The sequence below is a fragment of the Lysinibacillus sp. FW301-JW8 genome, assembly GCF_058788755.1.
In genome coordinates, this window is the sequence record NZ_JBYTBB010000005.1 from 114,922 (window position 1) to 126,515 (window position 11,594).

Sequence of the window (11,594 nt, forward strand, 5' to 3'; positions counted from 1 at the left end):
CTTAATCAATTTCGACTTGGTGTAATTGTAGCTGTCGCTTTGCTTTCGCTACAGAAAACATTTGTAGCTGTCGCTTTGCTTTTGCTACAGAAAACATTTGTAGCTGTCGCTTTGCTTTTGCTACAGAAAACATTTGTAGCTGCCGCTATGCTTTCGATACAAAAAACCTCTGCCTGAATGAAGATAAAATGTAGAAAGCCAAAACCACTTGTGGTTTTGGCTTAATGAGCGATTACTTAGTTTCACGGTGAAGAGTGTATTTCTTCTCGCGAGAGCAATATTTTTTAAGTTCAAGACGCTCTGGATTGTTACGCTTGTTCTTTTTAGAAATGTAGTTACGTTCGCCGCAATCTGTGCAAGCTAAAGTAATGTTTACGCGCATCATTAACCCTCCCACTCTATATCAAGAATTTAAATTTGAGCATGATTTATACGACTAACCTATTATAACACAAACTGAAAAAAAATCTACCTTCATTTCATATTAAGTTTGCATATGGTAAAATACCTTATAAAGTGACTTTTATCAATGGGGTTTTCCCATTCCCACTGATTGTTAGAGAAACACAAGCTAAGTACTCCTCATCCTGCGGAAACGCTTGTGTGACTAACATTGTGTTGGCCTCAATCGGGCTATTATGGGCAGATAATCTCCCACATATGTTTTTTTGCCTCACTTAAATTGAAGTGGGAGTCTTGTACCTGATGCTTCCCTTTTGGTACAGATAATTTACTAGGTTATGCAGGATAATTACATACTTTAATGAGGTGAGACTATTGGATTTATCCATCATACTTATGAGTGTAGGTATTGTTCTAATCATTGTATCGTTCTTTTTCAAAAATAATGCAAAAAAAGTCGAACAGGATGTAGAAGAATTATCAATCTCCATTTTCCAGGAAACCAACAATCTAAAGCGACGACTTAAAATTGTCGAAGAGGAACTGCTGCTTGAGCCGGAGTTTCAGGTTAAAACACCGTCAGCAATAAATAACTCAGTCTCAAATCCAAAGGTTCAACAGGTCATGCAAGCTGTGCAACAAGCAGCTCAAGTATCCAAAAATGGTCAAGTAGCTACCAAAACAAAACCCATCCATCAAATTATTGTAAGTCAGGTGCTTGAACTCAATAAGCAGGGTATGTCCGTAGCAGATATAAGTATTCGCTCTAATTTAACTGAGGAACAAGTCCGACAAGTGATTGCAAACGGAGGTCGATAATTGATGAATAGGTCTGCGATCCGCTCATTCGGCATTGCCTTATTTCTTGTGGGTGCTTTACTAGCTTTAGCTACTCGTTTCGATTTCAATATCGGTCTACCGACGAAAGCTTCCTCAAATGGGAAGCAAGTAGAGGAACTACAAAAAAAGCTTGCACAGGCAAATCAAGAAATTACTTCGTTAAAGGAGCAAATAAAACAGGTTCCTAAAGAAAATACTGAGAAACCTAATCCATCTGAATCGAAGGATATAAATAAGTCCGTTGACGGCTCTAACAACGCAGCTACTATGACGCTTCAAATTTATAGTGGCATGGCACCATATACTGTAGCAAAAAAGCTGGAAGATGGCGGTATCATTGACAATAGTGTGGAGATGGAGCTCTTACTTGCCAATGCAAAATACTCACGAAGCTTACAAATTGGTTCCTATGAGGTCAATTCTTCAATGTCCTTAGAGGAAATTGCAAAGCTAATTACAGGAAAAAAACAATAAATAAGAAAAGGCTGTCAATAAAAGATATTAGTGACAGCCTTTTCTATTTACTTTATGAAATCTGTTCTAAGAAGGCTTGCATCATGAGACCGCCCTCTTCTGTTCCAATAGATTCTGGATGGAATTGCAGACCAAAAAGCGGATAATTCTTATGTTGTATTGCCATAATTTCGCCATCATCACTAGAGGTTGCTAAAATTTTAAACTCCTCATGTAGGGTGCTCTGTTCAATAATAAGCGAATGGTAACGCATGACCTCAATTTCCCCGTCTAATTGTGCAAATAATCCTGATTTTTCATATTGAAGTGTAGATAGTTTACCATGCATTATATTTTTAGCTTGCACAATATTACTTCCGAAAGCCTGCCCAATAGATTGGTGTCCAAGACAAATACCTAAAATCGGAAACCTTTTATAAAGCTCTTTTACTACATCCACTGTTATTCCGGCTTCAGTTGGCGTTCCTGGGCCAGGGGATAATATAATCGCCTCTGGCTGCATGCTCTCGATATCAGCTACAGTAAGCTCGTCATTACGTACTACTTTTACTTCCTTTCCAAGCATTGATATTTGCTGATATAAATTATAAGTAAAAGAATCATAGTTATCGATTAGTAGAATCATTTTTTTACCTCCAATAGCGCGCGTGCTTTATTCAATGTTTCCTCGTATTCAGACAATGGCACAGAGTCGTACACAATACCTGCACCTGCCTGAACATGGGCATGTTGATCCTTAATAATCATTGTACGAATAGCCAGTGCTAAATCCATATCCCCAGTTGTAGAAATATAGCCAACTGCGCCAGCGTAAACACCACGCTTCACGGGCTCTAGCTCATTGATAAGCTGCATAGCACGAATTTTCGGTGCACCTGATACTGTACCTGCAGGAAGACAGGCACGAAGAACATCCAAAACATGCACATCCTCACGTAATTCTCCGATAACCTCTGACACGATATGCATAACATGCTTATATCGCTCAATATTCATATACTTTACAAGCTTTACTGTTCCAATTTTTGAAATTCGGCCTAAATCATTGCGACCTAAATCCACTAACATCCGATGTTCAGCAATTTCTTTTTCATCATTTAATAAGCCCTCTGCTATAGCCTTATCCTGCTCCACTGTTTGACCTCTAGGTTTTGTACCAGCAATAGGATTTGTCGTTACTCTGCGATCTTTTACCTTCACTAGACTTTCTGGAGAGGTGCCCAAAATAGTGTACGTTCCATAATCCATATAGAACATATATGGCGATGGGTTAGATGTACGCAATTGACGATATAAGGCGAATGGATTTCCAGTAAAGGATGAGGTGAAGCGTTGGGATAAAACAATTTGGAATATATCACCTTTAAGAATATGCTGTTTCGCACGTTCAACTAATGCGATAAATTGCTCTTTTGCAATCATTGGCTTGAAATCTAGCTCTCCAAGCTGCATTTCCTCATAACTCGCTCCAGCGTATAGCTGTTCCTCAATCCTATTGATCTCATCTTTCATTTCTTCAAGAGAACGTCCCTCAACAAATAAATCAATAGCTGCCAATGTAATCTCCTGCTTTAAATGATCAAACACAATAAAGGTATCATAGAAAAAGATATGGACGTCAGGCATTTCTAAATCATCCTGTAAGTATTCACCTATTCTCTCTGTATAAAAAGCGGTTTCATATCCAAAGAAACCAATGGCGCCCCCAAAAAAGGCAAAAGGATAATCCTCTTGATGGAACGGCATTACCTGCTTTAATTTAACAAGTACATTTTCGCTTCCCTTTTCTGTATGACGATCTTTGGTAAAAGAATAACCATTTTGATCGCCAATTAATTCTGCAATTGGGTTGACGGCGATAAATGAATATCGACCACTTTCCTCATGCTTGGCTGACGATTCGAAAAGCATTTTATGCTTTCCTTCAAGTGATTGATAGACGGAGATTGGCGTCATCATATCCCCTTGTAATACTTTCATAGTATACGTTCTAAGCTCAACTGTCATAATTCTCTCTCCTTCTCTAGGCTCTACTCTTCTACACCTTAAAACATATCAATTACGCCTCAACGTAATTGTGTCTGGACTTTTTCAAGCTCGCTTGAAAAGCTCCTCATCAGCATCCCTCTCTCCATCTGTAGAAATGGAAGTATTTTGCACCAGACGCTTCACTTTCGGCACAGGAAAAATCTACTGCTGTCGCACAGTAAAGAGCTGCTGAATCAAAATAAAAAGGCCTTTCCATCACAAAAGGACGGAAAAGCCGTGGTGCCACCTTCATTGGTCTCCTATAAAGACCCACTCTAAGCCTTATAACGCAGGCAAACGCTAATCCATACTTTTTTCAGGATTAGAGCTCCGAAGTCCATTCGCCATTCATTTGCACTAGTTTCCACCAACCACTAGCTCTCTATAACAAATAATAATAGCTACTACTCTTCATCAAAGCTGATTACTCACCTTCATTGTAAACTAAAAAAACTAACAATTCAAACTATTTTTTAGTACCAAACCATTCATCTTCTGTTGGATTTACTAACACAATTTGTAATTCCTCAATGATTTGACGAATCGCAAATAAAATATCCTGACGTGTATCTAGCATGACAGCCATTTCATTGCTTGCCACATAAAAACGCACAAGGACACGGTAATAGCTCGGATAAAATTCATCGATAAAGACATGAATCATTTCCTTTTCAGTCTTATTATGCAAATAAATTTCTTTTTGAATGGCACTTAAGGCACTGCGTATGGATTCTTCCTCATTTTCAGCAGCGACATATAAAAAATGCTCACATTTTCGTTTTTCTCGTCTCGATAAATTATAAATTGGACGATTGACTAAATAAGAATTCGGTACATATACAAGCCCTTTATCACCTGTTTGAATTAATGTACTACGAAGGTTTATATCCTCAATCGTTCCTTCAATTTTTTGGTCCTCTGTTGCAATCCAATCGCCAATTTTAAATGGGTTATCCAAAGCAACTGACATTCCACCAAAAACATGTGCTAGCGTGTCCCGAATACCAAAGGCAATTGCTACACCAGTTAAGCCAATTCCTGTTAAAAAGCCATTTAAATTAAAATTCCAAAAGGAAGCAATGGTAAACATAGCAAAAATCATGATTAGCACTTTTCCTATACGAAGAAAAAAAGGTAATAGGACATTCGCTTCCTCTTCACCATTTAGTTGCAAAGGTTGTTTTGTATAAAAATTCAAAACATCATATACTCCTTTAAAAGCGAAGAAAACAATAATCGACAACACGAAATTTTTAGACGCTTTATGTGTGAATAAAGGAACATCTATCAAATAGGATAAGCTGATTACAATGACGGAAACCATAAATGCATATCGAATTGCCTTATTAAATTGTGCTAGCACCGTTGCCTGAAAGTTACGTTGACGTTTTTCTAAAAATACAACAATCTGATTAATTATTTTCTTTATAACAAAATACTGAAAGAGCCAACCTATCCCACAAAGAGCGATAGCTATAATTACATCCATCCACGTCAGTACAGTAAAGCTAGATGGCATTAACCATTTCAATAAATCCATATTTTTCTCCTCTAACTACTATGTATTTGCACACAATAAAAGCCAATCACCTTGACGATCAGCTCTTATTGTTATTGAATAGCATCATCTGCAAAAAAGGCCTTATTGGCAAACCAAAATTGCTGCTCATTAAAATTATGCTCATGCATAGCTATAACCGAAAATTCAGCGTGATACTTGCTCTTTAATTCCTCTAGCATTGTTTTTGCTTGCTTTCCAACTAGATGCTGACCATCAATAGGCATTCCTTCAGTAAAGATAATAATCTCAGCTTCACCGCAATGTTGATTTTCCTGTAGTAAGCCTTTCACAAAATGTAATACAGGAAGTATTGCAGCTTCTCCCTTTGCCTTGTATTCAATAAAATCCTTAAAATCGGATAAATTCAAATGACCATTTTCAAAGCGGTAGTGTACATGAATTTGATAATCGTAGGGAACGATATATAAATCTCTATGCTCACGATGTGCACTCATAAACAATGGTAAAATCATACTTTTACATAACTCCGTATATGCTTCCATACCCGTTGATTGTTCAAGGCAGATAATAATCGGACCAGGATCTTTTTTATATTCATTAAATGGAACATATAGGATATTTCCATCTTTTTTTGTTTGATGCTTTAGCTTTTGACGTCTTACATCCTCCCACTTATGCTCGTAATATGAGCGCTGCTCTTTCCCATTGGCTAATCGCTCTGCTTGCTCAATCGCTGGTATATTTTCTTGAATTTCTAGCATGATATCAGCCAATTCAAGTGCAAATACTGCCATATTTCGTAATGTTTCACTTTTGTAAAAATAATTAACAAAATAATGCTGTTCCTTGTCACTTAATTCTTCAAGATGTAAGTTTTCATATAGAAAGCGTAAATAGTCACGTTGCTCTGATGTGATACCAATAGCAAATTTTTCGATGAGTGAATCTACAGCGTCTTTCACGAAGCAGCACCTCCTTCGCATATTTAATTAAATAATGTCTATAGTATAACCAAAATAATTTTTTGACAATACAAATCCACCCTAGTATTTGACGCTATTTTGACGAATTATGTTGCTGCTATCATGTTCTTTTCTAGGAATTCTGAATAGAAAAAAATGCATTCATCTCGAGGTATAAGTATTCTGTGCTTAATGCTTCACTTTCGGCACAAAAACATTTGTTGCTGTCGCTCTGCTTTCGTACAGTAAATATCTGCCAAATGAAGATAAAAAAAGAAGAGCTTTATTGCTGGCTCTTCTTTGCATTAATTATTTAGTTCATAATGTTTGCCCTTAACTAAGTAAAATAAATGTTCTGCAATATTTGTGGCATGATCCGCTGAGCGCTCTAAATATCGGCAAACAAAAGTTAAGTGTGTGATTTGGGAAATATGAGCTGGGTTTTCAGCTCCTGCACGAAGTAAAAGTGTGATTGTCGCGCCATATAAATCATCGATATAATCATCTAATTCTGCAATTTCTTTTGCATGAACCGTATCTTCCTCAGTAAAGGCTTTAATAACACTCTCTAGCATCTCTACTGTTTTATTACACATCGTTTGTAAATTCGTAGTAGAAAAGACTAGCGGCTCTTTTCCGATGCGAATTGTTTCTTTGGCAATATTAACTGCATAATCTCCTACTCTTTCCATATCAGAGGCAGCTTTCACTAATACCATAAGACGACGTAAATCAGTAGCTACAGGCTGTTGCTTGGCAATCAGTAAAATCACATGATCATTAATGGCTTCCTCAAGCCGATTAATCACTAAATCATCTTCAAGAATTTTTAGGGATTTCTCTAAATCTTGCTCTATTAATGCTTGAAATGCTAGCTTTAAAGCATTGATACTGCTCGTAGCAATCTCAACAAATTGCGCTTGCACTTCTTTTAATTCCTGCTCAAAACGTTCACGTACGACCATTTTTGACTCCTCCTTAACCGAAACGACCGGATATATAATCTTCAGTACGTTGATCCGCAGGTGTCTGGAAGATAACGTCTGTTTTATCGTATTCAACAACCTCTCCACTTAAGAAAAATGCTGTTTGATCAGAAATTCGTGCTGCTTGCTGCATATTATGTGTAACGATGACAATCGAGTAATCCTTTTTCAGCTCCTGAACAAGTTCCTCTACTTTTAAAGTTGAGATAGGATCAAGTGCAGATGTAGGCTCATCCATTAAAATAACGTCTGGTTCAATGGCTAAACAACGAGCAATACAAATACGTTGTTGCTGACCACCTGATAAGCCATATGCATTTTGATTTAAACGATCCTTTACCTCATCCCAAATCGCCGCACCACGTAATGATTTCTCAACAATTTCGTCAAGAATCTTTTTATTTTTAATACCATGGATACGCGGACCGTAGGCGATATTATCATAAATAGATTTTGGGAATGGGTTTGGCTTTTGGAACACCATTCCTACACGTGTACGTAATTCTTCTACTGTGTAGTTTTTATCTAAAATATTACGCTCACGATAGATAATTTCTCCAGATGTGCGCACGATCGGCACTAGCTCTACCATTCGATTTAGCGTTTTTAAATACGTAGATTTACCACAACCTGATGGACCAATAATAGCAGTCACTTCATTTTCATAGATGCTTAAATTGACATCTTTTAAGCCATGATGATCTCCATACCATAAATTTAAATTACGTGTATCATATACTATATTTTTAGTAACATCAGCTGAAAGCTTAGAAGTCGGTTGAATCGATTTGACAACTGATTTTTCCTCTTGAAAATCTATTACCATAAAGGTCACCTCATTAATAACGTTTTTGGAATTTATTTCGAATAAAAATTGCAATAGAGTTCATCAATAAAAGCACTGACATCAAGACTAAAATACCGGCTGCCGCAACATATTGAAATGCCTCTTGAGGACGTTTTGCCCAATCGTAAATTTGCATAGGTAAAGCCGTGAATTGACTTAATAAACTATTAGGTAAAAATTGCAAGATAACAGGAATCCCTAGAACAACAAGCGGTGCTGTTTCACCAATAGCTCGAGACAATGCTAATATACTACCCGTTAAAATCCCAGGAATGGCAGCTGGTAATACAACGCGTACAATCGTTTGCCATTTCGTTGCTCCCATCCCATATGATGCTTCTCGTTGTTCGCTTGGTACTGCACGAATCGCTTCCTGTGCTGCCACAATGATAACAGGTAAAATTAATAAGCTCATTGTTAAACCAGCTGCTAAAACACTTTTTCCTAATCCCAGCATACGAACAAAAATTGTTAATCCCAATAAACCAAAAACGATGGAAGGCACACCTGCTAAGTTAGAAATATTCATACGAATAAAGTCATTTAATTTATTTTTCTTAGCATACTCTTCTAAATAGATTGCTGTTCCAACACCCAAAATAATGGATACTGGTGCGACAACTCCCATCAACCAAAGAGAACCTATCAGAGCTGCCTTGATACCAGCTTTATCAGCAAAACGTGATGCATAATTCTTCAAAAAATCGAAAGTTAAATAATCAATACCTTGTGTAACAATTCGATAAAGTAAAATAGCTAAAGTCACTAAAGCAAATGTAGTTGCTAAAAGGAAAAATATTTTCCAGACTTTATTAAATGTAATACGCTTTGTCATTCGTTTCATGACGACCTTGTCATCAATATAGCGCATGCTCATGCTAGTAAACCTCCCTAAAGCGTTTCGATATATAGTGAGCAAGTAAATTCATCACTAACGTAAAGATGAATAATGTGAACCCAACTGAATAAATGGAGTAATAAATTGTTGTACCATATCCAGCATCACCTGTTGCAACTTGTACTATATAAGCAGTCATGGTCTGAATGGAGTCAGTCACATCTAAATCAAATTTCGGTGTAGATCCTCCTGCAAGCGAAACAATCATTGTTTCACCAATTGCCCGGGAAATAGCTAGAACAACTGAAGCGATTATACCTGATAATGCTGCTGGTAATACCACCTTAATAGAAACCTCAAATTTTGTTGCACCTAGAGCTAAAGCTCCTTCACGCATACTATTTGGAACAGAGGACATAGCATCCTCAGAAAGTGATGTAATCATTGGTAAAATCATAATTCCAACTACGATTCCTGGACTTAGTGCATTAAATAGTTTTAATCCTGGAATAATTTGCTGCAGCATTGGTGTAACAAATGTTAATGCAAAGAATCCATAAACGATTGTTGGTACACCTGCTAATACTTCCAAAATAGGCTTCACAGTACGTCTTATTTTTTCACTTGCATATTCACTTAAATAGATAGCTGAAGCAATACCAAATGGTACTGCAACAACTATAGAAATAAGTGTTACCTTCAATGTACCAGCAATTAAAGGCAAAATCCCAAATAATGGTTCCTTTCCTGAAAAGGGTAGCCACTGTGTACCAAAAAGGAAATCCGTAATCGACACACGTTTAAAGAATTCGAACGTTTCAAAAATTAGTGTGAAAACAATGCCAAATGTTGTCAATATAGAGATAAGAGCTGCAGAAAATAATAGAGCTGGCATTGCTTTTTCCACTATTTTCTTTGTTTTATGATTGCGCGAATTTGCAATTAATTGCTGCACAGATGTTGTCTTATTTTCTTTTTGAGAAACCATTGGGTACTCCTTTCAAATAAGAGAGGGAAAGAGCATACATCTCTTTCCCTCTATGCATGTCTTCTTATTTTAAGCCTTCTAATGTTTTTAAAGTTTCTGTATATTTTTCTTCAGGTAGACTAACATAGCCAACTGCATTTGCCATATCTCCACCATGCTCAAGCGTAAATTTAATGAAATCATATGCCGCTTCATTATCTTTCATGGCACTATTTTTCACATAAACAAATAGTGGACGTGATAGTGGTGCATATTTACCTGTTTCAATCGTGTCGCTTGTTGGTTCAATACCATTAACTTTGACAATGTTTAATTTATCTTTATTTTCTAAGTAGTACGCATAGCCGAAGAAGCCAATAGCATTTTTATCGCCTGCAATACCTTGAACTAACATGTTATCATCCTCTGATAATGTTGCTGAACTTGCTAGATCAGCACCATCTAACACTACTTCGTCAAAGTAATCATACGTACCTGAGTCAGTACCTGGTGAGTAGTACACGATTTTTTCATCTGGCCATGATGGATCAATGTCAGACCATTTTTTAGCTGTACCATCTTCAACCCAAATTTTCTTTAATTGATCTACTGTTAAATCCTTCGCCCAATCGTTTTCAGGATTCACGACTACTGAAATACCATCATATGCTAAAGGAAGCTCTGTAAAAGCAATTCCTGCTTGTTCCAATTTTGCTTTCTCTTCATCCTTTACATGACGAGATGCGTTTGAAAAGTCTGTCTCACCTGCGATGAATTTTTCAAAGCCACCACCAGTACCAGAAACACCTACCGATACTTTGACATCTGGTTGAGTTCCTGCATACTCTTCAACAACTGCTTCAATAATTGGTGCTACTGTTGATGAACCATCTCCAGCTACAGCCCCCTGCAGTTTTTTGTCAGCAGTGTCTTGTTCTGAGCTTGCTGGTGTTTTTGTTTCTGCGTTGTTACCATTTTGTGCAGAATCACTGCCACATGCACCAAGCATTAAAGCTGAACCCATTACCGCTGTCATCGTTAAGTACTTCCACTTTTTCATCTCATTTGCCTCCGTCACTAACTTTTTTATAGTTGTTTGTCTTACAATCTTTACTATAATGTTTGATTGTTGAAGTCGTATAAACAGTTCGTAAAAGAGACGTAAAGGAATGTAATGCTTTGTAAACGATTGTAAAGAAGAATTTACAATTGCAAATACTTGCTTCCTTATTGAAAGATGCTATAATAAGCAATTGTGTCATGAATTAATAGAAGAGGAGTTTGACTTTGTGATTAAGCATGTAAAAGTACAAAATGCCGATTACTTCAAAACATATCTAACACTCGTAATGGAACATCGAGAATTCTCTTTACTGGAAGCTGTTGATTTTATGGTTGAGTCCTATTTCTGTAATAATATAGAGCTTTACGGAAAAAAGCCAAAGCAACAATTTGAATTAGCTATTCAACAATTATCTGCATAAGATTTTTATATGCACTATTATATAGAAGAAAATACGGTATGCAGACTCTACCTTTCATACCGTGTTTTCTATATCATGACAGATAAAAACCGCTAGAGCATCGAGATGCCTAGCGGTTTCATGTTGTTGAAATACTATTATGTCAATGAAATCAAGGTGACAAATTTAAAAGTATAGCCCTTTTTCAAAACGAGGGGTTGATCTCCGTTCCGACTGAGTGCTTTCCTGGGGGCGTCCGATGAGC

General features: G+C 36.9%; 14 protein-coding genes and 1 other annotated feature. Of the genes, 3 read left to right on the top strand and 11 right to left on the bottom strand.

Annotated elements, in window-relative coordinates:
- Position 1: 1 nt before the first annotated feature.
- Positions 2–133 carry a hypothetical protein gene (locus AC3WOM_RS03805; protein ID WP_492445074.1) on the bottom strand — a complete coding sequence of 44 codons (132 nt, stop codon included), beginning with the start codon at positions 131–133 and terminating at the stop codon, positions 2–4.
- Positions 134–232: 99 nt separating this feature from the next.
- On the bottom strand, positions 233–382 hold the full coding sequence (gene rpmG / locus AC3WOM_RS03810) for a 50S ribosomal protein L33 (RefSeq protein ID WP_008408521.1): 150 nt from the start codon (positions 380–382) through the stop codon (positions 233–235).
- Positions 383–768: 386 nt separating this feature from the next.
- On the opposite strand from rpmG, the gene AC3WOM_RS03815 reads away from it, so the two are divergent.
- Together AC3WOM_RS03815 and AC3WOM_RS03820 are read left to right on the top strand one after the other, a co-directional pair.
- On the top strand, positions 769–1,221 hold the full coding sequence (locus tag AC3WOM_RS03815; protein WP_427541638.1) for a hypothetical protein: 453 nt from the start codon (positions 769–771) through the stop codon (positions 1,219–1,221).
- A gap of 3 nt (positions 1,222–1,224) precedes the next feature.
- Entirely contained in the window at positions 1,225–1,716 is a 492-nt protein-coding gene (locus tag AC3WOM_RS03820; RefSeq protein ID WP_492445093.1) for a hypothetical protein, read from the top strand.
- A 52-nt stretch (positions 1,717–1,768) separates the two neighbouring features.
- Here the strand turns inward: AC3WOM_RS03820 and AC3WOM_RS03825 are convergent, their stop codons facing one another.
- The 9 genes from AC3WOM_RS03825 to AC3WOM_RS03865 form a co-directional block, all read right to left on the bottom strand.
- Positions 1,769–2,341, bottom strand: coding sequence for an anthranilate synthase component II (locus AC3WOM_RS03825; RefSeq protein ID WP_492445076.1), 573 nt, complete (start codon positions 2,339–2,341; stop codon positions 1,769–1,771).
- Positions 2,338–3,723 carry an anthranilate synthase component I gene (trpE, locus tag AC3WOM_RS03830; protein WP_492445078.1) on the bottom strand — a complete coding sequence of 462 codons (1,386 nt, stop codon included), beginning with the start codon at positions 3,721–3,723 and terminating at the stop codon, positions 2,338–2,340. Before trpE ends, AC3WOM_RS03825 begins: the two co-directional genes overlap by 4 nt.
- 240 nt (positions 3,724–3,963) lie before the next feature.
- Positions 3,964–4,171: a binding site (T-box leader), on the bottom strand.
- A 39-nt stretch (positions 4,172–4,210) separates the two neighbouring features.
- The gene (locus tag AC3WOM_RS03835) at positions 4,211–5,284 is read right to left on the bottom strand and encodes a mechanosensitive ion channel family protein (RefSeq protein ID WP_492445080.1); all 1,074 of its coding nucleotides are present in this window, start codon (positions 5,282–5,284) and stop codon (positions 4,211–4,213) included.
- 71 nt (positions 5,285–5,355) lie between these two features.
- Positions 5,356–6,228, bottom strand: coding sequence for a vWA domain-containing protein (locus tag AC3WOM_RS03840; RefSeq protein WP_492445082.1), 873 nt, complete (start codon positions 6,226–6,228; stop codon positions 5,356–5,358).
- A gap of 305 nt (positions 6,229–6,533) precedes the next feature.
- Complete coding sequence (gene phoU / locus AC3WOM_RS03845) at positions 6,534–7,193, bottom strand: phosphate signaling complex protein PhoU (protein ID WP_427541653.1); 660 nt, start codon at positions 7,191–7,193, stop codon at positions 6,534–6,536.
- A gap of 13 nt (positions 7,194–7,206) precedes the next feature.
- The gene (gene pstB / locus AC3WOM_RS03850; RefSeq protein WP_492445083.1) at positions 7,207–8,040 is read right to left on the bottom strand and encodes a phosphate ABC transporter ATP-binding protein PstB; all 834 of its coding nucleotides are present in this window, start codon (positions 8,038–8,040) and stop codon (positions 7,207–7,209) included.
- Positions 8,041–8,053: 13 nt separating this feature from the next.
- The gene (pstA, locus tag AC3WOM_RS03855; RefSeq protein WP_427541674.1) at positions 8,054–8,932 is read right to left on the bottom strand and encodes a phosphate ABC transporter permease PstA; all 879 of its coding nucleotides are present in this window, start codon (positions 8,930–8,932) and stop codon (positions 8,054–8,056) included.
- Positions 8,933–8,939: 7 nt separating this feature from the next.
- Entirely contained in the window at positions 8,940–9,887 is a 948-nt protein-coding gene (pstC, locus tag AC3WOM_RS03860; protein WP_427541659.1) for a phosphate ABC transporter permease subunit PstC, read from the bottom strand.
- A gap of 64 nt (positions 9,888–9,951) precedes the next feature.
- Entirely contained in the window at positions 9,952–10,926 is a 975-nt protein-coding gene (locus AC3WOM_RS03865; RefSeq protein ID WP_492445085.1) for a PstS family phosphate ABC transporter substrate-binding protein, read from the bottom strand.
- Positions 10,927–11,155: 229 nt separating this feature from the next.
- Between AC3WOM_RS03865 and AC3WOM_RS03870 the strand changes: the two genes are divergently transcribed.
- A complete protein-coding gene (locus tag AC3WOM_RS03870) occupies positions 11,156–11,350 on the top strand; it encodes a hypothetical protein (protein ID WP_492445086.1) in 195 nt (64 codons plus the stop codon).
- Positions 11,351–11,594 lie beyond the last annotated feature (244 nt).